Source organism: Ulvibacter sp. 2305UL32-6 (genome assembly GCF_058148545.1).
Genome location: NZ_JBYVKA010000002.1, coordinates 152,995 through 179,506 on the forward strand (window position 1 = coordinate 152,995; position 26,512 = coordinate 179,506).

Here is a 26,512-nt window from a genome sequence, read left to right on the forward strand (position 1 = left end):
ATGAAGACTCTTGTAAAAAGAATTTCGATCGTAGCCTTTGCAATGGCTATCCTTGTAAGTTTCACTAATTGTGAGGCTACAAAAAATGCAAATAACAAACAAAAAGGTGCCGTAATTGGTGCTACTGGTGGTGCTATTCTTGGTGCGATCTTAGGAAACAATGTCGGTAAAGGTGGTAACGGAGAAGTTGGCGCTGTACTTGGTGGTGTTGTAGGTGGCGCAGCGGGTGTGATCATTGGAAATAAAATGGATAAACAAGCTCAAAAGATCGAGCAGGAGATCCCAGGAGCTCAGGTAGAGCGTGTTGACGACGGTATTGTTGTAACTTTTGATGAGAATAGTGGTGTTTACTTTGATACTGCTAAATACAACATCAATAGTGCGTCTCAATCAACTTTAGACAAACTAACTGGCGTATTACAAGAATATCCTGATACTGACGTCCTTGTTATTGGACATACAGACAGTGTAGGTTCAGATGAATCTAATATGTTGCTTTCACAGCGTAGAGCGCAAGCGGTTACAACATATTTCACCACTACAAAAGGTCTTTCTGCTAACCGTTTCACAACGAACTGGTATGGTGAGCAAACACCTGTAGGTGATAATGCTACTGCTGAAGGTAGAGCACAAAATCGTCGCGTAAACGTTGTTATCGTTCCTAACGAAAAGATGAAAAATGATGCCGAAAAACAAGCTGGCAACTAATTTCATAAATTAATAATGAATCCCGCTCAATAGTTAATATTGCAGCGGGATTTTTTTTTCTTATTACTTTTGAGCTACTTGAATTATGCCTGAAAAAAAATACGATATTATTATCATTGGGGGCGGACTTGCGGGACTTTGTTGCGCACTTCATCTCGCTGATCATGCACGTATTTTATTGATAGAGAAACAACCCTATCCACATCATAAGGTTTGTGGCGAATATGTGTCTAATGAAGTTTTACCCTATCTTAAACACCTTGGTGTAGATCCAATGGTAGCAGGTGCTCAGGCTATTTCAAAATTTGAGATCAGTACTAAAAAGGGATCGGTAATTCACACCAAGCTTCCGTTGGGCGGCTTCGGAATAAGTCGGTATACTTTAGACAATCTGCTCTTCGAAGCCGCCCGCCCTCAGGTAGATTTTTGCTTCGGAACAGCCACTGCAATTTCTCAAGAAAATGACATAGCCAAAGTAACAACACAAGATAAACAGCTGTTTTACGGAAATATAACTGTAGGTGCCTTCGGAAAACGCTCTAACCTCGATATGGCGTTAAACCGACAGTTCACCAAACAAAAATCGTCTTGGCTAGCAGTTAAAGCACATTACAATTATGATCTCCCTAATGATACTGTAAGCCTACACAACTTTGAAGGAGGCTACTGTGGCTTATCACAAATTGAAACAGGTGCTGTTAACGCTTGCTATTTAACTAGCTATGATTCTTTTAAACGCTTCGGAAATATTGAGGAATTCCAAAATAACGTACTTTCAAAAAACAAACACCTAAAACATTTTTTTAATCAGGCTGTTCCGCGTTTTGAAAAACCTTTAACCATCAGTCAGATCTCCTTTGATCAAAAAAGATCTGTTCTAAATCATATATTTATGCTTGGTGATAGCGCCGGACTCATACATCCGCTCTGCGGAAACGGTATGGCAATGGCCATTCATAGTGCTAAATTATTTTCTGAAGGATACATAGCTTTTATATCGGGATCTATAAAAAGTCAAAAAGACCTTGAGCATTGGTATGAACAAACATGGAATGATACATTTGCAAAACGACTAAAGACAGGGCGAACTATTCAAAAGTTATTATTAAATCCTACCTTAACACATCTTGGGTTAATGGTAGCAAAAACATTTCCTTCTGTAGTTCCTAAAATTATAAAACAAACCCACGGTACAGCCATCCTATGATCACTTTTTCAACAACAAAACGATCAGAGCAATCTGAGATCATGGACAACTTCGATCTTAATGGCGAAGAGATGAAACTGCTGCTCACCGACCTTAAAGTGGTCAATTCATTGTTAGGAGGTACTTCAATTACGTTAGACGGAATCAAAAAACTATTACAAGACATTCCGAAGAGCCAAACAATTACAATTCTCGATATTGGCTGTGGTGATGGCGAATTGCTTCGGAAATGTGCTAACTTCGGAAAAAAACTAGGATATACCTTCAAATTGATAGGCGTCGACGCCAACGCACACATATTGGAAGAAGCAGCCGTACGTTCTTCAGAATATAACAATATCACTTTCAAACTAATCGATGTCTTTTCCGAAGAAAAGAGTCTTCCGAAGGCAGACATCATTCTGTGTACATTATTTCTTCATCATTTTAAAAATTCTGCTATTGTAAATTTATTGCAACGAGCAGCAAATGTGGCAAAAGTTGGAGTAGTGGTAAACGACTTACAACGAAGCGCATGGGCATTTAACCTCTTTAAACTCTTTAGTTCTGTATTTATTAAAACAAAAGTAGCTCGACACGACGGACTCGTCTCTATTGCACGTGGCTTTACAAAAGAAGAATTGCAGCAAATGACCAAAAAAATTAAAGGTTGTACAAGTACCGTACATTGGAAATGGGCATTCCGTTACCAATGGATACTAAAGAAAAACCATCCCTGATGTTCTATAGATTTCAAGTATCTTAGTTAAACATAAAAAATTCATTCTATTCAATACATGAGCGTAAAAATCACGGCTGTTGCCAAACAATTACCAAAATATACACGAACCACCGCCGAAATTCTCCCGTACGTGAATGCCTGGCTTGAAGGTCAGGAGCCCCGTTTTAAACGAAAAGTACTCAAGATCTTTGAAGGTGCTGGTGTTGACAGACGTTTCTCTATTATGGATGCACACGAAGTTTTTATGAAAAGTAGCTTTGAGGAGCGAAACGATATTTATGTACGTGAAATACGTAACTTAGGAAGAGAAGCTCTAATTAAAGCACTTGACAAGGCCCAATGGAAGCCCACCGATATTGATTTTATCATCACCGTGAGCTGCACAGGGATCATGATTCCGTCTGTGGATGCTTATTTGATCAATGATCTAAACATGCGGCAAGATGTAGTTCGCCTGCCAGTTACCGAAATGGGCTGCGCAGCAGGTGTAAGTGGTATTATCTATGCAAAGAACTTTTTAAAAGCAAATCCGGGGAAACGCGCCGCCGTCATTGCGCTTGAATCACCAACCGCTACCTTTCAGTTGAATGATTATTCTATGGTAAATATTGTAAGTGCCGCTATTTTCGGGGATGGTGCAGCCTGCGTATTATTGTCCTCTAACGACTTAGATGCAGGTCCAAAAATACTTGACGAGGCAATGTATCACTTTTACGATGCAACGACCATGATGGGCTTTAAACTAGTAAATACTGGGCTCCAGATGATATTAGACAAAGAAGTCCCTGAAAAGATCTCAAAACACTTTCCAGATATTATTTACCCGTTTTTAGAAAAAAATGGTAAAACAATTGACGATGTAGATCATCTTATCTTTCATCCCGGAGGTAAAAAAATTGTACAAACCGTTGAAGAGCTTTTCGGAAGCATGGGGAAAAGCATTGACGATACAAAGGAAACACTTAGGCTATACGGAAATATGAGCAGCGCTACTGTGCTCTACGTTCTCGAACGATTTATGGACAAAAAGCCTGCAGCCGGGTCCATCGGACTCATGCTGAGTTTCGGACCAGGTTTTTCAGCACAACGCGTACTATTAGAATTTTAAACGTATGACAGAAGAATTTAAAGATCAATGGGCCGTTATTTTGGGCGGTAGTAGCGGACTCGGACTCGCAAGTGCACAGAAACTTGCGCAGCATGGGATGAATATCTGCATTATACATCGCGATCGGAAGAGTAATCTTCCGGCATTTGAAGACGCCGTAAACAAAATTCAACACACTGGGGTTCAGGTAGTGGCGTTTAATAAAGATGCACTTCTCGCGGAAACACGTCAAACAATTATTGATTTTTTACCTAAAAAACGTGTCAAATTACTCTTACACAGTGTAGCAAAAGGCAGCTTAAAACCTATGAATAAGTCGGAAAAAGCCTTAACGAAAGCGGATCTCGATATTACGTTGCACGCCATGGCAACAAGCTGGTATGAATGGGCATCTCACTTTTTAAAAGAAGATCTTTTTACTGAAAATGCCAGATCTATTGCTTTTACAAGTGAAGGCAGTACAAAGGTTTGGCCAGGATACGGAGCCGTTTCAGCAGCAAAGGCGACTCTAGAATCTTTAATGCGCTCTATGGCAGTTGCATTTGCTCCCTATAGCATGACAACCAACTGCATTCAGGCAGGCGCTACCGAAACACCTTCGTTTTTAATGATCCCAGGGAGTGACAAACTTGCAGATATGGCAAAAAACAGAAACCCATTTAATAAACTCACACAACCTGAAGATGTTGCTAATAGTGTGTATTTGCTTTGTAAAGACGAAGCGAATTGGATCAATGGAACGATCTTAAAAGTTGATGGAGGCGAAAGTTTACGCTAATGGCATACTACAATTACATACTCGACGCATTACCATACACAACACCTTTCCTCTTTGTTGACGAACTGATTTCAGTTTCTGAAGAAGGCGCATCTGGTGTATATACATTTAAAAAAGACGAACATTTTTATCAGGGGCATTTTAAAGACAATCCAATCACACCGGGCGTCATCTTAACCGAATGTATGGCTCAGATTGGCGTGGTTTGCCTCGGAATCCACTTGTTAAGCACACAGAAAATTCAGCTTAAAAACAAAGCAATAGCCTTGAGCAATACAAATATTGACTTCTTAGGACCTGTATTTCCTGGCGAAACAGTGACCGTTCGCTCTGAAAAGGAATATTTTAGATTTGGGAAATTAAAGTGTAAAGTAAGTATGCGCAATGCGAATAATGAATTGGTTTGCAAAGGAACAATTAGTGGTATGATGGCATAAGTGTTTGGTGATGGAATATGGAGAAATATAGACTTAACTATGAGCGATAAATACTTTGAACTGTCAACTTTAAACTTCTAAATCCATGAAAAAAAGAGTCGTTATAACCGGGCTTGGCGTTGTTGCTCCAAATGGAGTAGGGCTTACTGCTTTTACGGAAGCCATCAAAAATGGCGTTTCGGGAATTGCACATTACCCCAATCTTGAGGCTTTAAACTTCTCTTGCCAATTGGGTGGAATTCCGTCTATTTCCGAAGAAAAAAAACGCGACTACTTTACCGAATTACAACTTCGAAACTTTAACAGCAGCGGTATTCTTTACGGTGTCATGGCTGGTATGGACGCCCTAAAGGATGCTGAGATCGAAACCCAAGGCGACAACCCTAATTGGAATTTCGGTATTATCTTCGGAACAGGCACCAGCGGTGTTGAAAAGTTTCGCGAGGCCATTTATAAATTAGATGAAGGTAATGTACGCAGACTCGGTAGCACCACGGTAATACAAACCATGGCTAGTGGTATTAGCGCGTATTTGGGTGGTATGAGTGGGGCAGCCAATATGGTAACAACTAATTCATCAGCATGCGCTACAGGAACCGAAGCCATTTTAATGGGTTATGAACGTATTGCGGCCGGCAAGGCTACGCAAATGCTCTGCGGAAGCACGAGTGACGACGGACCCTATGTTTGGGGTGGTTTTGACGCCATGAAAGTCACAACTTACAAACACAACAATGATCCCACACAGGCCTCACGCCCTATGAGTGCCACGGCCAGTGGTTTTGTACCGGGTAGTGGAGCAGGAGCCCTACTTCTTGAATCTTTGGAAAGTGCCGAAAAAAGAGGCGCTAAAATTTATGCTGAAGTCTTAGGTGGCGCTGTAAATAGCGGCGGACAAAGAGGGGGAGGTAGTATGACCGCACCAAATAGCGAAGCAGTGCAAAGATGTATTGCAGAAGCCTTACTGGATGCTGAGGTGAATGCTTCGGAAATAGATTATATCAACGGACATTTAACCGCCACCGTAAAAGATCCAGACGAGATCGCCAACTGGTGTGCTGCTTTGGGCCGAAGTGGAGCCAACTTTCCTTATATCAATTCGCTAAAAAGTATGGTGGGTCATTGCTTAGCAGCTAGTGGTAGTATTGAAGCGGTTTCGGCAGTATTGCAATTGTACAAAGGATTTGTGTTTCCGAATGTAAACTGCGACGATCTTCATCCAGAGATCGCTCAAATGATTGATGAAAAGTCACTTCCGAAGAAATACAAAGAAGTTCAACTAAAAACAGTAGCAAAAGCTAGTTTTGGTTTTGGGGATGTAAACGCGTGTGTTATCTTTAGAAAAAAATAAGCAATGACTTCCGAAGAAATTTATGCCAAAATTTTACCTATTGTAAAAGCCTATCTCCCCGAAGATGTATCTGAAGACGCCATTAATCCAGATAGCGACCTAACTCGCGAGCTTAATATTAATTCTGCCCATCTAGTAGATGTGGTTTTAGATGTAGAAGATGCTTTTGATGTAGAATTTGCAAATGAAGACATGGAATCATTACGTACCTTAAATGACGCAATAGCAATTATTCAGAGAAAATTATCAGTCTAGATGTTCCATATAGAATTTCAAAAAAAAAATCCGCAGATCCTTGCCGTTAAACTTACGGTTATGGGCGAACGTCATGTAAGAAGCGGTCATCCCTGGATCTTTTCAGAAAGTATAGAAAAGATCAATAAGGAAGGAAATGCTGGCGATATCGCGATCATTTTTAGTCATACCAAAAATAAACCTTTAGGGGTTGGGCTTTACGATCCAGATTCTCCTATTCGGATCAAAATGTTGCATCACGGAAGCGGTGCGAAACTCAATACCGAATTCTTTACTGAAAAAATTGCAAGAGCGTTCGCTCTACGTACCGAATTATTAGAAACAGAAACCAATAGCTATCGGCTGCTTTTTGGTGAAAATGATGGCTTTCCCGGCTTTATAGCCGATGTTTATGCCAATGTGCTTGTTGTTAAACTGTATTCAGCGATCTGGTTTCCCTATTTAGAAATGATACTATCACCTCTTTTAGAAATTTCAGGTTGTAATACGCTGGTATTGCGATTAAGTAGGAATCTACAACAACTAAGCACTCATGATTTTAAGGACGGACAGGTGCTTTTTGGTACGCTAGCAAACGAAGAAGTACATTTTGTGGAGCACGGCGTAAATTTTTCTGCCAATGTTATTAAAGGCCATAAAACGGGATACTTCCTCGACCATCGAGCCAACAGAAAAAGAGTAGGGGAACTTTCAAAAGGAAAAACCGTGTTAGATGTGTTTAGCTACGCTGGAGGTTTCTCTGTACATGCTTTGGCTCATGGTGCAAAAGAAGTTAGTAGTTTAGACATCAGCAAGCAAGCTTTAGAAATTGCTTTGGCCAATGGAAAACTCAATACATTTTCAGGAACACATAGAACGATCGTTGGTGATGCCTTTACGGAAATGCAACGTCTTGTGCATCTTGGCGAAGTATTTGACGTAGTTGTAATTGATCCGCCAAGTTTTGCCAAAAGTAAAAAGGAGATCGCAGTCGCCAAGAAAAAGTATTTTCAGTTAGCACAATTAGGCGAAAAGTTAACCGCTAAAAAGGGACTGTTAGTACTGGCTTCATGTAGTTCGCGTGTTTCTGCTTCCGAATTTTACGCTATCAATAAAGAAGCGCTTCATTCACAGACACGGCATTCAAAGTGCATTGAAAAAACGGGGCATGATATAGATCATCCTGTGTCATTTCCTGAAGGAGCCTACTTAAAATGTGGCTATTACCAGTTCTTGTCGTAAATACCCATTTCAGAATTACGGTCATAAAAAAACCTCCGATTTCTCGAAGGTTCTTTGTTATCTAATTCTTTTTATTTATTCAATAAAACTCTCACCCTTGGTTTTGTTTTCTGTGGTGGGTTCTTCGGTATACATTGTTTTTTCCAAACCAGCTGAATCAACCCCAAAGAAACGCAGTACTTCCGAAGCATTATCAATTTGTCTGGTTCGGTTACCATTAATGGCAATAGGATGCGAAAGTACTTTGTCGTTATGTTGTAAGATCTTTAACCAATCATCGGTACTAAATTCAGACGTATCTTCTACGTCAACTAAGCGTTTATCAATTAGATCGCCAACTTTACATCCCATTTTCTCGGCAAGCTCCGCCCATTCGGTATCTGCCACTTTTGTTTTGGCAATATCAATGGCGAGTAATTTGTCTTCCATTGCTTGCGCATAAGCTAGTACATGCGTCCCAACACGGGTGTTACTGCTATAAATTAAAGTGAATTGTCTATTAACTCTGGCGAGTACTCCCATGTGGTTCTGGTAAATTAGTGAGTTTGCATTTTATCTTTTTTCTTCTGAAGCTGAACTTTTACTTCATTGGTTGCCTTTGCAATGGCAGATTCAAAAGAATCGGTATTTGATTCAGCAAAAATGGTACTTCCGGGGACATTGATGCGTACACCCGAGATAAATCCTGTTTGAGGGCTACTCGTTTTTTCTCTTTTAAAGTAGACGTCTGCCGCCACCATAAAGTCGTATTTATTTTCAAGTTTGTTTATTTTTTCAGTTGCAAGTCCTTCTAAACGCTGACTAGCAGACACATCGTGATATTCAAAGTTGATATTCATAGTTTTAAGTTTTAAATCTATTTTAAAGATACGATACCTTCAAAAGCATCCCAAATTTTTAGTAGTTTTTTGGCAAACTATTGGTCATTTATTGTTTCTTCTGAAATTGGGATCGTTAAGGAGGCAATTATTCCGGCTACCAAAGAAACAGCAATGACGGCTAAAGACAACCATTCTGGGATCTCTACATGATGTGAAATAAGCATTTTTACACCTACATAACTTAAAATTGCGACTAAACTATAATTGATATAGCGAAACTTCTGCAGCATCCGGGAGATCAGGAAATACATAGATCGTAATCCAAGGATAGCAAGAATGTTGGAACTGAAAACGATAAATGGGTCGGAGGTGATAGCAAGTATAGCAGGAATGCTGTCAAGCGCAAAGAGAATATCGGTGAGCTCAATTATTAGTAAGGCAACAAACAAAGGAGTTGCCGCCCGAATTCCCATTCTTTTAATAAAAAAGTGTTCTCCTTCAATAGATTTGGTAACAGGAAACAATTTACGGATGAAACGATATAATTTAGACGTTTTGGGATCGAATTTGGTGCCAGATGAGGTCGCCATTTTAAAAGCAGTATACAACAAGAATACTCCAAATACATAGATGACCCAATCAAACTTATTGATCAGTACCACACCAAAAACGATCATTATGGCGCGAAATACAATAGCTCCCAGAATTCCCCAAAAGAGAACGCGATGTTGGTATTGCGCTGGTATTCCGAAGGAAGAAAAAATCACCGCGATCACAAACACATTGTCTATGCTTAGAGATAGCTCGATAAGATATCCTGTAATATATTTTAAAACAGCTTGATTGGCAGTTAAATTGGTTGGATTCGCAATGCTACCATTGCTATACAAGAAGTAGATGACTCCTGAAAAGGCGAAAGCCAATAAGACCCAAATGCTTGTCCAAATCGCCGCTTCTTTCGTTTGAACTACATGTGCTTTCTTATTAATGACGAACAGATCGAGTGCCAATAGCACGAGAACGCAAGCAATAAAAATTACCCAAATCATATCTGCTTTTTTACACAAATGTATGTGGTAAGCAAAACTAAAAGTGATAGCAAAATGTTAATTTCTGCAAAAAGCGTTAAATCTTTTTTAATTCGATTAAAAGGGTTCAAGATGCTTCGTAACTTATGAGAAAAATGACACTATGAAAGAACAGCCTTTATTGCAAGCATACAATATGAACGGTCTTTTGCTACCCAATAGAGTAGTAATGGCTCCCATGACTCGCAGTCGCGCAAAAAACAGTTCCAACGCACCTACAGAAGATCTTCAAGCTCGGTATTATACACAGCGAGCTACGGCCGGTCTTATCATTACCGAAGGTTCTCAAGTCTCTAAGCGTGCCGTAGGTTATATCTACACTCCCGGTATTCACAGCGCAGAACAAATTGAAGGTTGGAAGAAAGTAACACAATCGGTACACGAGGCTGGAGGAAGAATTTTTATTCAGTTATGGCATGTGGGACGTATTTCACATCCCGATTTTCACAATGGCGAAGCGCCTTGGGCTCCTTCAGCTATTAATCCAAATGCACAGGTGTTTACTCCTGAAGGCCAGAAGAATACGGTTAAACCAAAAGCCATGTCTTTGGAAGATATTGAAACAACGAAACAAGAGTTTGTACAAGCAGCTAAGAACGCGGTGGAAGCTGGCTTTGATGGCGTAGAGATCCATTCATCGAACGGTTATCTATTTCATCAGTTCTTTAGCAGTTTCAGTAATAATCGCACTGATGATTACGGCGGAAGTATTGAAAACCGCGCACGTTTCTTCTTTGAAGTATTGGATGCTATGAGTGAAGTGATTCCGCAGCAGAAGATAGGAGCGCGATTTAATCCGTCGCTTCATGGGATCTTCGGAATGGAAGTAACCGAAGACACCATCCCGACCTTCGATCATATCATTAAAAAGTTAAATGATGACTACGATCTCGCCTATATCCATTTATCGGAACCCTTTACCGATGTTTCTGATGTTCCTTATGCTGAAACTGAAATAGCTAAACGCTATCGGCCTATGTATAAAGGAACTTTGATGATCAATTCTGGTTTTGACCAAAAGTCAGGAAATAAAGTAATTGCCGATGGTTACGCCGATCTGGTTGCCTTCGGAAAATTATATATCTCAAACCCGGATCTGGTAGGGCGTTTCCGTGAAGATGTGGCAACTTCAGATTGGGACAAAGATACATTCTATACACAAGGGAAGGAAGGCTATATAGACTACGAGGCAAAAACACGAGATCTAATTCCTACTGCAAAATAAGCTAGAGCAACTATTTTTTCAGAAATTATAAAAAACACGTAATTACGAGAAGCAAAAGCTGAATTGAGCAGAAGTGCCATAACCCATCAGTGCTATTCCCGCTGTTAATCTTCTTGCTATTCTGTTAAAAGTTCACTAATTATGATTTTAATTGCGTTAAAATTAAAATCTATTCGTAAAAAAGAACTAGCTTTATCTTCCTGATTTTTAAAAACTTGCATATGGAAACCGAAAAAACAAAACGTCATGCCGACTTCCAAGATTCTTACCGACGATCTTCTAACTTTAGAAGTGTGGTAAAAAAAGAGCGATTGGAAATTTCGGAAAGTGGGGAAGTGATCCTTAAAAACACCTCCGAATAACCTAAACCCATCAACGTAAAAAAGGCAGTATCTTTAGTAAGACACTGCCTTTTTATTTTTATTGATCGCAAGATCTACTTGCCCGATTTTCTAACAATGCTGGTTTCTCCAATAACAATTCCTTTATCTACATCTGGATTTCCTTTGTAGACAATAGTAGCCTCGCCAAAGGAGGTTATTTTTAGTCTGTCTGCTACATTTAATTGAAATGTCCCGCTACCATAAGCCGTTAACTTTGTCTCTTTACTTTCAACATTTTGTGTGTTGACGGTGGTTTCGCCATAAGCCGTGATCTTTTGTTTTCCGACATCACCTCTTAAAATTTCTAAATTGCTTTCACCATATAAGGTGGCTTGCAACGATCTTAGGCTTACATTATTCATGACCACCTCAGACTCTCCAAATATTTTAAGGCGAAGACTTTCTGTATCAATGGTGCTTTCAAAAAGAAACTTTTCCTCCCCACGTAGATCTAGATCATTTATATTTTTATAGGTAACCGTAAGAACGGCAACTGTACCCTTATAAATAGGATTGCTACGTGTGTAATGTTCTGTTTTTTCCTTTTTATTTTTTGTTGTGATACGCGCATCCTTTAAAAATAGGCTTAGGGTGTTGTTTTTAACTTCCAGATTGAATTTCTCCATAGGTTCTGTGATCGATTCAACCACTACAGACTCCTTATCGCCCTGTTTAAAGGTCACAGATATATGCGGACTAACAACAACCGAATCAAAGCCGGAAACGTGAAAGCTTTTGGTTTGAGCGAAGGCAAAATTTGTAATTAAAAAGAAACTGAACAATGAAACTCTAATAGCATTTTGTAACATGATATGTTGTTTTGGTGAAGTTTTGTTTTTATAAAGATAGTCGGTTTCTAAAATTGTTACACTTGCTGCTTTTTTATTTAAAAATGTATCTGGCAATGACATATATCTTTCCGAAATATTGAATGTTTATTACTGCGGAAAGAGCTAAGAGCTTCACAAACAGAGATCGCGTTAACCCCTGTGACTCTTCTTAAACAGTTTTGGATCTGTAAAATTTCAGAAAAACTAAAACGATCAATGAGAGTCCGGCGCAGGCAGCAAAGCCCATAAATAGGGGAAGGGCGGTGTCTTTGATAAAACTTCCGATAAAAATACTGATGGGAACCGACATTAAGGTGGAAATCAAACCAGTGATGGCTGCGGCGATTCCGGCGATATGCCCAACGGGCTCCATGGCTATAGCGCGAAGATTTCCGAACATAAAGCCAAGCGAAAAGAAGATGATACCAAAAAAGGCTAAGATCACCGTGATATCTGGGTTTGGAGCGCCATAGAAGATGATCACATAGGTGACGGGAATAATAAAAAATGCTAGGAGGGAAGCGGTGATCAGGTTTTTCATACCAAAGCGCATCACAAAATTTGCGTTTAATAAAATTGCGAGTCCGATAGAAAATGCGAGTCCGGCGAAAATAAAAGGAAACGCATCTGCGAGTCCGAATTGCTGCTGAAAAATTTGCTGGGCGCTACTGAGGTAAACGAGGAAAGAACCCGTTACAAAGCCCGTAATGATGGTGTACCCAATGGTTGTTTGGTATTTGATCAACTCACGAAAACCATCGCTAAAAAGGTGTTTAGTCCAAGGAATTCGGTTGGCGTCGGTGAGGGTTTCGGGTTGTCGTTTCCAAAACCAGAAAGCGACCACTAGGCTGATGCCCATTTGTACGTAGAAAATAGCTTGCCAATTAAAATGATCGAGCAGAAATTTTCCTAAAAGTGGCGCGATGATGGGTACAAGGAGGAAAACGACTGTTACAAACGACATGATACGCGCCATATAATCACCGCGATACATATCCCGAATAATAGCAATGGCAATAGTGCGCGGCGCTGAGAGTCCGACACCCTGCAGTACGCGTCCGAGTAACATGATCTCCAGATTGGGTGCAAAAACACAGAGAAAACTAGCCGCGAGAAACACGGCAAAACCAGCGTATACCGTGGGTTTTCTACCTTTGCTGTCTGATACGGGGCCAAAGATCAACGGACCAACACCGAGCCCGAGAAAGATCATAATAATTAGGAGTTTGTTGTCTTCTACATCTGCTGTACCCACGGCGAGACCGATGATGTCTAGTGCTGGCAGAATGGCGTCTATCGCCAGAGCAACCACCGACATGAGGAATGCCATAAGGATGACAAATTCGGTTTGTGAATTGGGTTTTGCAATAGTAGGTTGAGACATGAGTGCAAAAATACTACTATTGGTTTAATGAGAGAATGAATTAATGAGGGAATGAGGGAATGAATTAATGAGTTAATAAGTAAATCGGGGTCTATGCACAACTTTCAACTTTTTACTTTTAGCTTTAAGCTTAAATTTTTCAACTAAAGTTCGTATCTTATTCAGAAAGAAAAATTAAATACTGTGTTATGAAAAAATTAATGATCCTTTTTATTGTGGGTGGTGTTTTGGCTGGGTGTCAGAGTACTAAGGTTATTGATCCTCAAGTTCAAAATTTACTGGCTGGAGGGAGTTTTGAGATCGTACAAGATTATGCGAATCCGTTGGTGAGCAGTGGATTGAATCAAGTAGCAAATTCGGGACTTTTACCGCCAGGCGATCAGGCGAGCAGCATTAGTTTGTTTGGTACAGACAACTATATTCGCGTTATAAATGACAGTGTTGCTGTAGATCTGCCGTATTTTGGAACACGCCGTGCGGGAAATGTGGTGGGCACGAACTCGGGGATTAGCTATCGCGGTGTTCCAGCTGATCTTGTTATAGAGTCGAACGAAGCAAAGAAAACCACACGCATCACATTTACCGGTCGTGGCCAGGGTGAAAATTTTGGTTTTAGTATTACGGTACAGCCCAATGGGAATTCATTTACGCAGGTAAATAGTATGACCCGAACAGCCATTTCGTATGACGGACATATAGGTGTGATCAAAGCATTAAAGAAAGAGTGAGTTTAAATAGACGTGCTGTGTATTTGCTGCTTTAGAAAATCATTACTGATTTTGGGTGAAGCGTTGAGCGTATAACTACACAAAACAAAAAGATAACTACAGCTTATAAAAGAAGGAGTTAGCAGCACCTTCTTAAATATTCTATTTTACATAATATAAATTATAGAACATTTATAACAAATAAGCGAAAAGGTGTTTATAATGTATTATTTGCTGATCTCTTCTATGCATTCCTCTCGCCAATATATGATTTTGTTAGTTTGGTTAAAGAGTATTTTGTGGCTCGTCGGATGCAGGAAAAACCAAGGCTGCACAAACCCTTGGAAACAACCCGCCCGAACGTGCCGTTCGGTACGGGCGGGTTTACGGCTCAGTCGCAATATTTTAAGAAGATTATGTTAGTCTTAAAAAGTAAATTTCATTGATAAGTAGCTTATACTCGGTGCATTCCTCTCGTTTGTGCCTCACTCGTCGGATGCAAGATTGTTTTACCAAAGTTTTCTGAGGCCGTTTTGCCAACGCCTCATCTGGGTAAAAATCTATTTTATTGCTCAATCAATAATTCATCAGTTATTTTAATAAGTTCTATTATTTTACTTTCATCATAAACTTCTGGATGAGCTTTCGAAAATTCTCCTTTAAGATTTCCCTTATCATTATCAAAATACTTACCTGAATCATTTTTATGTGCTTCAGAAATTGCTAAATCATATAATATATTAACTCCTTTTTCTGCTGGCGACCAATGCTGACCATATGCTTCTTTTGCCATTTTGGTATTTAAGAGTGAACCAGGATTTACTGCAATAGTAGTAACGTTAGGATGTTGTTTTGCAAAGTTAAAAGACCACATTGTTAAAGCTAATTTACTTTGCGCATAAGCTTCATTCTCATTTACAGTAGCATCTCCTGTTAAAACACCTTTTCTAACTGTAGATTGTGCTGCAGAACTTAAATTGATAATTCTTGGTGCTTTTGAATTTTTAATATTTAAAAGAATAGCATTTGTCAAAATAAAAGGTGCCAAATAGTTTACGGCTATTCTAATATCTAATCCATCTTTTGTTTTATCTATAGAACTTTTTAATATGCCTGCGTTGTTGATTAATATATCAATTGTTGGAATGTCATTTTTTATTTGTTCAGCTAGTTTTTTAACTGCTTTTAAATCTGAGAAATCTGCTACAAGGCCTTTAATTTTTTGGTTATTTGATGTTGTTTTAATTTCTGAAACAACTGTATTTACTTTAGTCTCATTTCTTCCGTGAACGTAAATTGTATGGCCTTCCTTTGCCAATTTTAAAGCAGTTAATTTCCCTATTCCGTCTGTACTTCCTGTAATTATAATTGTTTTACTCATGATTAATTTATTTGTTTTGATTGTCACTTTGAGCACAGTAGAAAAGTTGTTTTGTTTCTCGACTGTACTCTAAAGGACAACTGTATAAGTGATAGATACTAATATTTTGTAATTTACCTAAATATTAAATCTAAACCGAACTGAATTGTTTAAGTTTTAACTAAAGAATTTCGAGTCTTTTAAAATGGTGCAAAGCTATCTTTTGGACTTTCTGGTATACTCCAACGTTCGCGAGCTGTTGCATTTTCTGTTATGACAACATTAGATGATGAATTATTACCATAACTGTTTGCACCACCTCTTGGAATCTGCATACGGTCTCCGTATAACCATACTACCAAATTACTACGCTGTCCAGTTGTGATAGGATGTGTTGCATGTGGTACGTTTCCGGTATGAATTATTGCTTTACCTGGTTCAAAAATAGTTTGAACAACTTTTCCTGTGGTTTTGTCATGAAAATCAACTTGTGAACCTGTAAATTTTTCCTCTGGCAAGTTAATATTTATATTTAAGGTAGCAGCAGAAGCATCTGTGTGCGCATGCAAATCCTTATCTTTATCTGGATTGTACTGAATAGAAAAACCAAATGTTTGATTGTCGTAACCATAAGTACCAAGTAATAAACGAGCAATTGGACGCATGTAACGATTCATGATATCGTTATAAAATGCTTGAAAATTTGGTGCAGCAAGATGTCCTTCTGAACGTGGATCAAGCATCATTCCATAACGATTTAGTTGAATACCATAAGGTGCACGTTTAGGAATTTGCGAATTAACTGCTGCTTCTAGATACTCACGAAAATCTGCTAAACGTTCGAGATCAAAAAACTGTGCAGCATAAACACCTGGAATAATTTCTTCCCATAAATCTGCAACTTCATTTTCTTTTTCTGGGTTTTCCCATGCCTCGTTAATAGCTTTACGTAAACGCGGGTCTAGCAAAGTTTCGTCCGGAACTAGTAAATCGTCTTTGTTTTCTATTTCCCATTCTACCCAAGCAGCTTCTAACAATTTTCGGTTTTCATTCCAAAATTGTGCAACTGATGGATCGCGTCTTAATGATAATTCTCTTGATGGTACTTCTAAAGCACGAGCTTCAGCAAGTGCATTTGTATGTTCTATTGTTTTCATAATTATATGTTTTAAGTATAGCTACTGCTATTGTATTTTTTATCTATAACAAAATTACGCACAACCGGCTGTTCTGCTTTGGTAGTAAAAATGGTGGTTTTAGTAAAAAACAAGGTTTTGCTATGATTTAAATGAAAAATGCCTCTAAAAAAAGGCATTTAACACTATAATCAACCATAAGGATACATTGCAAATCCCTATTGTTTTTAGTTCTCAACTACTATTTTACCAATAGCTTTTCCGCTTTGTAAATGTGCGTAAGCATCACCAACTTCTTCTAAGGAAAACTTGTTTTCATCTACTATTGGCGTTAAATGTCCTTCATTAGAAATTTCAGCTAAACGCTCTAAAATAGTACCGTGTTCCTCTCTTTTAAAATTGTACAACATTGGTATTAGCATAAATACCACGTGTAATGATGCTCCTTTAAAGTGCAATGGCGTTAAGTCTAACTCACACAATGACACCGTAGTAGAAATATGCCCATTTAAGGCAACAGCTTCAATAGAATTGGTCAGGTTTGCACCACCAACGGTATCAAAAACCACATCAAAACCACCATCGGTATGTTTTACAGTATAATCGGCTACTTTTTCAGTTTTAAAATCGATAAAAGTTGCGCCAAATTTTTCAACAATAGCTTTTTGATTATCACCAGTACCTGTAGCAAAAACTTCTGCTCCAAAATACTTTGCCAACTGCACCGCTAAGTGACCAACACCACCAGAACCACCGTGTACCAATACTTTCTGACCTGCTTTTACGCCTGCTCTTGTTAAACCTTCGTAAGCTGTAATAGCTACTAATGGTAAAGCTGCAGTTTCGCGCATTGGTAAGCCTTTTGGTTTGTGCGCTACAAGGTTGCTATCCGCTACAATATATTCAGTTAGGGTTCCTGGTAATTCGGATAATCCGCCAGCGCAACCGTATACTTCATCGCCTACATTAAAACCTTCTACGCCATCGCCAACCGATTCTATAGTTCCTGAGAAATCCATACCTAATAAGGCTGGTGTAGCTGGTGATAATGGTAAATCGGTTCCCATATTCTTAATCATAGTGTCAATTGTATTTACACTAGATGCCGCTATTTTTACCAATACGTGATTTGCCTTTACTGTTGGTTTTTCTATTTCTGATACTTCGAAATTTCCGTTTTCTCCGTAGTTATTTATAAGCATTGCTTTCATATCTAATCTTCTTTTATTTTTCGTTAATCGTTAATCGTTAATCGTTAATTGTGGTTTGTTTTTCGTTGTCCGCTACACGCTTCGCGTTCTATGCAAAAACTGAAAAGCGATTGGCGTAAAGCGTATTGCGAAAGGCGCTTAGCGTTATTAATTTACTTCTTGAATATCCATTAACATAGACTCCCAATTCTTTTGATTGTCATGGTCAAATTGCGCTCCATTTTCATCAGCAATTGTAAAACGCTTAATAGCAGGTGTTTTACTGGTTGCTTGAAATAACTGGTAAGCTTCTTCCTTTAAAGCGTCTTTAATTGGTAAATCGATAGAGGCATAAACTGCACGTTTGCAAGCTTCAATAGATTCTGCTGGGAATTTAGAAATACGTTCTGCTAAAGCATCCACGTAAGGTCCAATCTCGTCAGCATCTAAAGCTTTATTGATCGTTCCGAATTTTTCAGCTTCGTCTGCATCCCAATCTCTTGCTCCCAAAATGATTTCTAAAGCTTTACCAAGTCCTGCTTGTCTTGCCATACGAGAAGCTCCACCACCACATGGTAAAATACCCATACCTACTTCCATTTGCATAAATTTTGCTTTCCCTCTAGCAGCAAAACGCATGTCTAATGCTAATGCCATTTCGTGTCCACCACCACGCGCAAAACCTTCAATTTTTGCTATCGTTGCTTGTGGTACGTTGCTTAATCTTTCTAGTACTGATTGTAGATCTAATAATTGTACTTCGTTTCTTGGTACAGCCTCTTGAGACATATCTCTTAATAAGTTAGTATCATAATGACAAACCCAATAACCAGGATTTGATGATTCAAATACTACAACTTTTACGCTTCTGTCTCGTTCTAATCGTAATGCTAAACTGCTTAAATCTGCTAGCATTTCTTGTCCTTGTACATTTACAGGTCCGAAATTGATATCTACTGTTAAAATTCCACCGTTTTGTTTTGCTGTAAATGTTTGAAAATTCTTGTAATCCATAATGTCTCTTTTTAAATTATTAATTGTTGTGTTTTAATTACACTACAAATTTAGATGAGACACCAAGGTTTAATTTGGTATAAAACAATGTGGTATTAGTAAAAAATAAGGTTTTAGTAAAAAATTAGGCTAATGCTGCTCTAAAAGCACTTAAACTTGTGCCTTTATAAGTTTGAAACGTCTTGTTTAAATGGCTAGAATCTGTAAATCCAAGTTCGATTGCAATTTCAGAATATTGCAAATCTGTATATTTTAGTCTGGTTTCAACTAGCTTCAATTTGTAATTAATGATGTACTTTTTTAAAGACACATCTGTATGCTTTTTAAAATACTCACTAATATAATTATCTGCCATATGAAACTCCTCTGCCAAACTTTTAGTAGATAACAATTCAGCATTATAAATATTTGAATGAATATAATTTATGATTTGCTGAATTTTTGAAGATTTTACCTCTTTTATGTTTTCTACATTTATATACTGAATATTTCTAGCTATTAAATGAAGAATTACAGATAATGAATTTTGAATAATAAAAATATCATTAGATTGTTTGTTAAGGTATTCCGTTGCTACCATATTAACCAAGGAAACCAAATGTGTTTTATCATTAGTAGATTCAAATTGCATTTCGCGAAGCTCATGACTTTCACTATTTAAGATTCCTTCAATTTTACGAAACCAATTATTTACGGGAAGCATTTTGTTTTGTGAAGATGTATTTCTAAAAAAGCTCTTTAAAAACTTTATAGCAGTTACAGTTGTTCCTGCTTCAGCTTGTATAATATAAATGTCATCTGGAATAAATACGAAAATACTATTTGCTGAATAAGGTACAGTTTTACCATTTATTTTTATGGTTCCGTTGCCTTTTTCGATATAAACAATTTCGAAAAACCGAATAGTAGTGTATTTACAAAACGTGAAGAATGTTTCGTCTTTATACTTCTGAATTACGATATTTTCGATAATGGTTCTTGGCAAATGATTAGTGTATTAAAGAAACGTAAAATAGTAAATTTATATTAATATAACCATTCCACACACATCACGCTTCCCTCCTATGTCTTCGTATAAAAAGTGTTTACTCGCTCTCTTATATTTGAGAAAGAGGTGCTCGTGAATCTCCAAAGTCGATTTCATTCACATTTTAAAAGAAATTTTAGATAAGAAAACTTTTGAAAGAAATAAGCTATTATCATTTGCTTTGTCTCAAAGCAAAGCTACATAACGCAGAACATTATAGAGCCTTTATAACAAATAAGCGAATACGCCAGTATTTTACATAATTACAGATATGGTTGCCTTTAGGCCTATATCGTCATTAATTATGTAAAAGCTTATTTGTACTACGATTATCGTGACTTTGGTCCTATAAGGTTTGCGTATTCTGGACAATTGTGCTGGAAACCTTTTTTAAGCGATTCTCGGCTACTCTTAAAGGTGTTTATAATGTATTATTTACTGATCTCTTCTATACATTCCTCTTGCTAATATATGATTTTGTTAGTTTGGTTAAAGAGTATTTTGTGGCTCGTCGGATGCAAGATTGTTTTACCAAATCGAGCGTGCGAGATTCACGATTCCTATTTATTAGAATATAATCTTACGAGTAAAATTCTCTTAGGCAGTTTTCAATTTGATATTAAAACTCTGGCAAAACAACATCTTTAATTTTAGCAATAGCTTCATTTACGGGCGTTTCAGATTTTCTAAGGTTTATTGCCATATGGTTGACTCCCACATTTTCATATGCTTTTAAATATTCTGTAAGATGATTAATCCCTACTGTACCACCAAAACGCTGTGGTTTAAAAGTAGCATTATCATTTGAGTCTAAGTTTAAATGTATGGCAGAAATATAAGGTTTAGATGCTTGATTTTCATCATACAATGCATTACACCAATATTTTCTGTTTTCCAAAGTTTCCACCACCGGTCTTGGGTAATTGAACCAAGCTTGCGCGTTTTTGGCTATCCAATTAATACTTTGCCCTGAATGACCAGCTACAACAAGTGGAATACTTACATTTGGTTTTGGATATACTTCTATCCCATTAGTTAAAAAATCATACTTAGATTTTAAATCGCTGTTTGTTTTCCAAGCTTCTTTAATGATGTCTAGATTGTTTCTAAAGATTTCAGGTCTTTTTTTATAATCGATATTATACATTGGGAACTCTACAGGTCTGTCTCCCAAACCTAAGCCTAACAAAAGTCTGCCATTGCTTAAATTTTCTATGGTAGCAGTAGCTTTCGCTAGCTTTATTGGCTGTTGCAACGGCAATACAATGGCAGCAGTACCCAACAAAATATTCTTAGTTACTGCCGATAAATAGCCTAAATATGGTAAAGTGTCAAATAATTGTGCACCATCGCCAAAATTAGGGTCGTAAACGGGGACATCTCGCACCCATAAAGCTGCAAACCCTGCTTCATCAATTTGTTTTGCCAATGCTAAATGGTTAGAAATATCAGGTACGCCAAAAGGTCTGTTATCTTCCAAGCGTTTGCGGTTACCTTCTGATGACCAATCATTATCTAAGGGGAACTCTATACCCAGTGTCATTTTACCTGGTTTGTATAGTTTATCAAATGGATTCATAGTGTTTTTATTAAATTCATCAGGCATCCCTAAAGGACACCTGATGCATTATAGGATTAAGCATTCCAGATACTATCTGCCGTGTATGGTCCATTTTCAACTTCCCAAAATTTGCCATCTATAAAGCGGTGTCCCTTGTCTAAATCCTTCAGCAATACCATATCTTTTTCTGTAAGCGTATAGTTTAAAGTCTCGAAATTCTGAAGCAATCTTGCTTCATTAATAGATTTAGGAATGACCGCAACACCTCGCTGAATGGTATACGCCAATGCTACTTGCGCAGGCGACATATTTCTTGCGTTGGCAATGTTTTTTATCGTGTCATTATCCAACAAGCGAAGTGTGGTGTTTTCATCTACAAGCGAGCCTAAAGGTGCGTAAGCGGTTAGCAGAATATCGTTTTGTATACAAAATGATTTTAATTTTTCTTGCTGTAAAAATGGATGTATTTCAACCTGATTCAACTCTGGTTTATGAACTGCTGTTGCCATTATTTCTTTAAGCTGATTTTCATTGAAGTTACTTACGCCAATATGCTTTGTAAGACCTTGCTCTATAGCTGCTTCCATCCCTTTCCAAGTATTGGTTAATGGCACTTCTGAAAGGGGAATGAAGTCGGAAGCATTTTCTGGCATTTCAGTTCCTATTTTTAGAGCTACTGGCCAGTGGATAAGATACAGGTCTAGATAATCTAGTTGTAAATCTTTTAAGGTTTGATTCAATGCAGGAACTACATTCTCTTCACCGTGGGAAGCATTCCAAAGTTTTGAAGTCACCCATAAATCTTCTCTTGTAACCAAACCTTGTTGTATCGCTTCGGCAATAGCATTACCTACTTCTTTTTCGTTTCCGTAAGCCGCAGCACAATCTATATGTCTGTATCCCATTTTAATAGCGGAAAGTACAGCATTGTATACTTCATTTGGTTCAGAACGAAACGTTCCTAAACCTAAAATTGGCATTTCGTCGTTATTTCTAAATTTTAATGCAGTCATTATTTATATTTTTTCTTTTTTGAATACAACTAGGGTCAACAAGAATCCCACAATCACTAGGATACCACCTACCCAAGGTGTGGCTTCAATACCCAGATCTGATTCTACAACCATTCCGCCTACATAAGCTCCAATGGCAATACCTACGTTAAATGCTGCGATGTTTAATGCAGATGCTACATCTTCGGTTCCTGGCAGGTATTTTTCAGCCATTTTTACTACATATAACTGTAATGCAGGTACGTTTGAAAACGCTAGGATTCCCATAAAAAACAAGGTTACTATGGCAAAAATCTGACTAGAGGCTGTGAAGTATAAAACAAACAATACTATTGCTTGCAACGCAAACATTACCAATAATGCTTTTCCTGGTTTGTTATTAGACACTTTACCGCCAATAACATTTCCTATGGCTATGGCAATACCATAAATTAAAAGAAATACACTAGTCATATCCGAAGAGAAACCAGTCACTTCTTCCAATAATGGCGTTAAATAAGTAAAGGTGACAAACGTACCACCATAACCAAAAGCGGTTATTGCTAACACTAATAAAATAGACGGATTCTTAATCACTTTTAATTGGTCAATAAGACGTAATGGAGCCGATTGTTTGATGTTTTTGGGAACCAACGCTAAACTAGCTATTGCACCTACTAATCCTAAAAGGGCAACACCAATAAAGGTTGCTCTCCATCCAAAATTCTGACCGATGTATGTTCCTAAAGGCACACCGGTTACAATAGCTACAGTAAGACCTGCAAACATTATAGAAATTGCAGTTGCTCTTTTATCTTTTGGCACCAAACTAGCCGCAATGGTAGATCCGATAGAGAAAAATACACCGTGCGCAAAACCTGTTACCACTCTTGATAATAGCAACAACTCAAAACTTGGTGCAATTGCTGCTAATCCGTTACCAATTATAAATAGTAACATAATGCCCATTAGTAATTGTTTTCTAGGAATTTTACCTGTTAATGCAGTTAGTATGGGTGCACCAATAGCAACACCAATGGCATATAAACTAACTAATAATCCTGCTGATGTTAATGATGTGCCTAGGTCACTTGCAACTGTAGATAATAAACCTACAATTACAAATTCCGTTGTTCCTATAGCAAATGCACTTATGGTCAATGCCCATAATGCGGCTGGCAGACTCTTCTTTTTGGCTACCGAAGTATCTCTATGTATTGTAGATGTTTCCATAATTTCTAATCGTTTTTTGTTATTTAATTGCGACAGGGTTTATTTGTACTTGCGTAGAGCCTTCATATAAAGGATGACCTAAAACAAAAAGGAATTCCCAAGCTTTATCTTCTACCAATTCATCTACAAGAATATTTTCTAATACTTGTACACCGTATTCGGTTGCCATCATTTGATTCACAGGGAAAGAAAGTGCACTGTTTTCGTGTGGTACCGCTTCAAAAGACCAGTTGTCTGCACCTGCTGCTACAATTCCTTTTTTACCCAAGTAATGCGCAGCTTCCGTACCAATTCCAGGTCCGCCAGCTAGGTAACGTTTGTCATCTTTACCCATTAATTTGGTCCATCCTGTGTAAAACAAAACCACGTCTCCTTTACGAATTTCAATGCCTTGTTTTTTGGCTACTTTTTCAATGTCTTCTACTGTAAAAACAGTGCCTTCTTTTACAATATCTTGATTGTAATATGAGCGCATATCTAATACAACACCTCTAGTTACAATTGGAGGTAGTTTTTCTAGCCCTAATTTTTTCACACCAGAAACGGTTAAAAAATCTTCTACTTTATGACCGTTATAATGCACATTATCTCTACCGTAATGTGCCAATCCGTTTATTTGAGACCCAACACCTGTCCAACCAATTAACTGGTCATCTACGTAAGTGAATTTGTTAGAACCTGCAGCAGCAGTTTCTGGTTGTAAAGTTTCAATATGAAAGTATCTATGACGGAAGGCAGCTGTTTGTGCGTTTACCACCATTCCTAAACGGTAAACTTTTCCTTTTTTTACTAATTTAACAGCATCTAAAACCGTTTCTTCATTCAAAAGGTTTAATGCGCCAATTTCGTCATCTGCTCCATAAGGTGATATTGGTACTTGTTGTGCGTTTGTAGTTAAAGCAGTAAAAAGTGTAGCTGCTAATGCAATTGTTTTTAATGTATTTACTATTGTTTTCATTTTAATATATTTTTAAATTTCTTATACAAATTTCCGATTAAAGTGAGGGTTGTGCGAGGATGTATATCACCATTTTAAAGTGATGTATGTCACTTTTAATAATGTTCATACATCACTTGTTTTTTTAGAGATACTTACTCTTCAATCTTCATTTTTAACACCAAGTAAGGCGGTTTACTGGAATCTTTCCCTTCATTTAACAAGGGTAGATTATGAAGTTGATTTGCTACTATATACAGGTAGTTTCCGTGTATGGCAACACCATCGGGCCAAGACAAGTCTTTTTTAGATTGCGCAATGTTTTTCATTCCAGAAGGCGTACTTTCTACAATGGCTGAATTTTCAACATCAGTGACATAAACTTTTCCGTTTGCACCTACTTTAAATCCGTCAGATTTTGGTTTGTTCGCATAAAACTCGATGTACTTATTCAGGTCGCTATCTTGTTTACTTTCATCCGCTAATACAGCAGCTGAAATACGGTAAATTTTAGTGTTACCCATTGCACCATAGTAGATGTAGTTGTTTTCATCGTCTATAGAAATTGGGTTTAAAGGATATCTTGGCTGAATGGTAGTACCGTCTTTTCTTTTGTGAGATACTAATCTTCCGTGAATTTTCACTGGTTCATCAGCGGACAAAAATGAAGTATTCCCTTCCAAAACACGTCTTATAAAACCCGTTTCTAAGTTAATCACGACAAAAGCAGGTGCAATTGGTGGATTTAAAGCATCGGTCATATCGGCAATTACAGCAGTGTTGTTTTTTACATCAATTACAAAATCCTGTAAAAAAGGTTTTGTTGACAATACCGTATTTGGAATAGGAAAAACCTTTGTTACATTTCCGGTCACCAAATCAAAACCCACCAATTTTGGAGCCTGATTTTGCTTTACATTACCCATATCCAACACCCAAAGAATTCCGTTAGCATCGGCTTGAATTCCGATAGTTGAATTGATACCTTTTATACTTCCGTTTTCTGATTTTACGATCCATTCTTTATCGCCAAACGGAATGGCTTCTCCATTAGGTAAAATTTCTTTTACCATATATTTTGAAGCACTTAAGGCACTCATTGTTACAAATATTCTTCCGTCATTGGACACGGTAATATTACCTGGTCTTGATTCGGGAAATGTTGCTATTGTTTCTAATTGTGCTTGTGCTAATAGTGTAAAATTCATTACAAATGCGAGCAAGACTGTTTTTATAATTGTTATTGTTTTCATCATTATTGTTTTTAAAAAGTGAATATGATTTGATTAGTTGCCTAAAAATTTCTTTTGGGTTGATGGGTCTATCCAGATAACATCGCTTGGGTCTCTGGCAATGGCATCAAAAACGAGCACGTCTAACGGACCTTCTAAAATTTTTCCGTTTCCGTGTGCTGTGCCTTTACCCCAGAATAATAGGTCGCCTTTCCCTGCAACAACAGGTCCTTTGTCAGCTACATAAAATTCTGCTTTGCCATTTAAAATGTAGAGGTAGGCATCAGATTTAGCGTGGTAATGCATAGGTACTTCATCATACAACCTAAAGATTCTTACACCTGCGTGTTCACGGTCTAATAATCTGATGTCTTTAATGATTCCGTTGTGACTTTTAGGGAGTAGGTTTACGTATTCCTCAATATTGATAATACCGTAAGAGTTACCCATTAACGGTCTTTTGTCTTCTTGCGCATAGGAATTAAAACCTATGGCAATTACTGTAAATAATAGTAAAAGTGTTCTTGTAGTTTTCATAGTACATTGTATTTAATTGTTCGATACAAAATTCTATGAAAACCAAAGGGTGTGCGAGGACATACATCA

General features: G+C 37.8%; 28 protein-coding genes. 12 read left to right on the forward strand and 16 right to left on the reverse strand.

Annotation, left to right across the window (positions count from 1 at the left end; translation table 11 throughout):
- From ACY2RU_RS06450 to ACY2RU_RS06490, 9 genes are all read left to right on the forward strand, one after another.
- Positions 1-708: a YiaD family glycine zipper/OmpA-like lipoprotein gene (locus tag ACY2RU_RS06450; protein WP_490137611.1), complete on the forward strand. Its 708-nt coding sequence runs from the start codon at positions 1-3 to the stop codon at positions 706-708.
- A gap of 85 nt (positions 709-793) precedes the next feature.
- Entirely contained in the window at positions 794-1,915 is a 1,122-nt protein-coding gene (locus tag ACY2RU_RS06455; RefSeq protein ID WP_490137612.1) for an NAD(P)/FAD-dependent oxidoreductase, read from the forward strand.
- Positions 1,912-2,634 carry a methyltransferase domain-containing protein gene (locus tag ACY2RU_RS06460; protein ID WP_490137613.1) on the forward strand — a complete coding sequence of 241 codons (723 nt, stop codon included), beginning with the start codon at positions 1,912-1,914 and terminating at the stop codon, positions 2,632-2,634. Before ACY2RU_RS06455 ends, ACY2RU_RS06460 begins: the two co-directional genes overlap by 4 nt.
- A gap of 57 nt (positions 2,635-2,691) precedes the next feature.
- A complete protein-coding gene (locus ACY2RU_RS06465; protein WP_490137614.1) occupies positions 2,692-3,744 on the forward strand; it encodes a type III polyketide synthase in 1,053 nt (350 codons plus the stop codon).
- 4 nt (positions 3,745-3,748) lie between these two features.
- Complete coding sequence (locus ACY2RU_RS06470) at positions 3,749-4,522, forward strand: SDR family oxidoreductase (RefSeq protein WP_490137615.1); 774 nt, start codon at positions 3,749-3,751, stop codon at positions 4,520-4,522.
- A complete protein-coding gene (locus tag ACY2RU_RS06475) occupies positions 4,522-4,959 on the forward strand; it encodes a 3-hydroxyacyl-ACP dehydratase FabZ family protein (RefSeq protein WP_490137616.1) in 438 nt (145 codons plus the stop codon). Before ACY2RU_RS06470 ends, ACY2RU_RS06475 begins: the two co-directional genes overlap by 1 nt.
- A gap of 85 nt (positions 4,960-5,044) precedes the next feature.
- Positions 5,045-6,310 carry a beta-ketoacyl-[acyl-carrier-protein] synthase family protein gene (locus ACY2RU_RS06480; protein ID WP_490137617.1) on the forward strand — a complete coding sequence of 422 codons (1,266 nt, stop codon included), beginning with the start codon at positions 5,045-5,047 and terminating at the stop codon, positions 6,308-6,310.
- A 3-nt stretch (positions 6,311-6,313) separates the two neighbouring features.
- Complete coding sequence (locus tag ACY2RU_RS06485; RefSeq protein ID WP_490137618.1) at positions 6,314-6,565, forward strand: acyl carrier protein; 252 nt, start codon at positions 6,314-6,316, stop codon at positions 6,563-6,565.
- Entirely contained in the window at positions 6,566-7,786 is a 1,221-nt protein-coding gene (locus ACY2RU_RS06490; RefSeq protein WP_490137619.1) for a class I SAM-dependent rRNA methyltransferase, read from the forward strand.
- Positions 7,787-7,861: 75 nt separating this feature from the next.
- Here the strand turns inward: ACY2RU_RS06490 and ACY2RU_RS06495 are convergent, their stop codons facing one another.
- From ACY2RU_RS06495 to ACY2RU_RS06505, 3 genes are all read right to left on the reverse strand, one after another.
- Entirely contained in the window at positions 7,862-8,308 is a 447-nt protein-coding gene (locus tag ACY2RU_RS06495) for an arsenate reductase family protein (protein ID WP_490137620.1), read from the reverse strand.
- Between the two features lie 14 nt (positions 8,309-8,322).
- Complete coding sequence (gene hpf, locus ACY2RU_RS06500; protein ID WP_490137621.1) at positions 8,323-8,625, reverse strand: ribosome hibernation-promoting factor, HPF/YfiA family; 303 nt, start codon at positions 8,623-8,625, stop codon at positions 8,323-8,325.
- Positions 8,626-8,702: 77 nt separating this feature from the next.
- Complete coding sequence (locus ACY2RU_RS06505; protein WP_490137622.1) at positions 8,703-9,656, reverse strand: TerC family protein; 954 nt, start codon at positions 9,654-9,656, stop codon at positions 8,703-8,705.
- Positions 9,657-9,798: 142 nt separating this feature from the next.
- On the opposite strand from ACY2RU_RS06505, the gene ACY2RU_RS06510 reads away from it, so the two are divergent.
- Entirely contained in the window at positions 9,799-10,920 is a 1,122-nt protein-coding gene (locus tag ACY2RU_RS06510; RefSeq protein ID WP_490137623.1) for an alkene reductase, read from the forward strand.
- 221 nt (positions 10,921-11,141) lie between these two features.
- Entirely contained in the window at positions 11,142-11,282 is a 141-nt protein-coding gene (locus ACY2RU_RS06515; protein WP_490137624.1) for a hypothetical protein, read from the forward strand.
- Between the two features lie 74 nt (positions 11,283-11,356).
- On the opposite strand, the gene ACY2RU_RS06520 is transcribed toward ACY2RU_RS06515, so the two are convergent.
- The gene (locus ACY2RU_RS06520) at positions 11,357-12,214 is read right to left on the reverse strand and encodes a head GIN domain-containing protein (RefSeq protein ID WP_490137625.1); all 858 of its coding nucleotides are present in this window, start codon (positions 12,212-12,214) and stop codon (positions 11,357-11,359) included.
- Between the two features lie 88 nt (positions 12,215-12,302).
- Positions 12,303-13,517, reverse strand: a complete 1,215-nt coding sequence (locus ACY2RU_RS06525; protein ID WP_490137626.1) for a multidrug effflux MFS transporter — start codon at positions 13,515-13,517, stop codon at positions 12,303-12,305.
- Positions 13,518-13,705: 188 nt separating this feature from the next.
- On the opposite strand from ACY2RU_RS06525, the gene ACY2RU_RS06530 reads away from it, so the two are divergent.
- Positions 13,706-14,245, forward strand: a complete 540-nt coding sequence (locus ACY2RU_RS06530; RefSeq protein WP_490137627.1) for a DUF4251 domain-containing protein — start codon at positions 13,706-13,708, stop codon at positions 14,243-14,245.
- Positions 14,246-14,789: 544 nt separating this feature from the next.
- On the opposite strand, the gene ACY2RU_RS06535 is transcribed toward ACY2RU_RS06530, so the two are convergent.
- The 11 genes from ACY2RU_RS06535 to ACY2RU_RS06585 all read right to left on the reverse strand — a co-directional run bounded on the left by ACY2RU_RS06535 (position 14,790) and on the right by ACY2RU_RS06585 (position 26,443).
- Positions 14,790-15,605 (reverse strand): SDR family NAD(P)-dependent oxidoreductase, encoded by an 816-nt coding sequence (locus ACY2RU_RS06535; RefSeq protein WP_490137628.1) that lies wholly within the window; start codon positions 15,603-15,605, stop codon positions 14,790-14,792.
- A gap of 179 nt (positions 15,606-15,784) precedes the next feature.
- Complete coding sequence (locus tag ACY2RU_RS06540) at positions 15,785-16,741, reverse strand: 2OG-Fe(II) oxygenase (RefSeq protein ID WP_490137629.1); 957 nt, start codon at positions 16,739-16,741, stop codon at positions 15,785-15,787.
- 206 nt (positions 16,742-16,947) lie between these two features.
- Positions 16,948-17,931 carry a zinc-dependent alcohol dehydrogenase family protein gene (locus ACY2RU_RS06545; RefSeq protein ID WP_490137630.1) on the reverse strand — a complete coding sequence of 328 codons (984 nt, stop codon included), beginning with the start codon at positions 17,929-17,931 and terminating at the stop codon, positions 16,948-16,950.
- A gap of 147 nt (positions 17,932-18,078) precedes the next feature.
- Positions 18,079-18,924 (reverse strand): enoyl-CoA hydratase/isomerase family protein, encoded by an 846-nt coding sequence (locus ACY2RU_RS06550; protein WP_490137631.1) that lies wholly within the window; start codon positions 18,922-18,924, stop codon positions 18,079-18,081.
- 124 nt (positions 18,925-19,048) lie between these two features.
- The gene (locus ACY2RU_RS06555) at positions 19,049-19,909 is read right to left on the reverse strand and encodes an AraC family transcriptional regulator (RefSeq protein ID WP_490137632.1); all 861 of its coding nucleotides are present in this window, start codon (positions 19,907-19,909) and stop codon (positions 19,049-19,051) included.
- Between the two features lie 661 nt (positions 19,910-20,570).
- Complete coding sequence (locus tag ACY2RU_RS06560) at positions 20,571-21,530, reverse strand: TIGR03571 family LLM class oxidoreductase (RefSeq protein WP_490137633.1); 960 nt, start codon at positions 21,528-21,530, stop codon at positions 20,571-20,573.
- Between the two features lie 56 nt (positions 21,531-21,586).
- Positions 21,587-22,525 carry an aldo/keto reductase gene (locus ACY2RU_RS06565; protein ID WP_490137634.1) on the reverse strand — a complete coding sequence of 313 codons (939 nt, stop codon included), beginning with the start codon at positions 22,523-22,525 and terminating at the stop codon, positions 21,587-21,589.
- A 3-nt stretch (positions 22,526-22,528) separates the two neighbouring features.
- Positions 22,529-23,737 (reverse strand): MFS transporter, encoded by a 1,209-nt coding sequence (locus ACY2RU_RS06570; RefSeq protein ID WP_490137635.1) that lies wholly within the window; start codon positions 23,735-23,737, stop codon positions 22,529-22,531.
- 19 nt (positions 23,738-23,756) lie between these two features.
- Positions 23,757-24,695, reverse strand: coding sequence for a cyclase family protein (locus ACY2RU_RS06575; RefSeq protein ID WP_490137636.1), 939 nt, complete (start codon positions 24,693-24,695; stop codon positions 23,757-23,759).
- A 134-nt stretch (positions 24,696-24,829) separates the two neighbouring features.
- A complete protein-coding gene (locus tag ACY2RU_RS06580) occupies positions 24,830-25,927 on the reverse strand; it encodes an L-dopachrome tautomerase-related protein (protein WP_490137637.1) in 1,098 nt (365 codons plus the stop codon).
- A 33-nt stretch (positions 25,928-25,960) separates the two neighbouring features.
- Positions 25,961-26,443 carry a cupin domain-containing protein gene (locus ACY2RU_RS06585; RefSeq protein ID WP_490137638.1) on the reverse strand — a complete coding sequence of 161 codons (483 nt, stop codon included), beginning with the start codon at positions 26,441-26,443 and terminating at the stop codon, positions 25,961-25,963.
- Positions 26,444-26,512 lie beyond the last annotated feature (69 nt).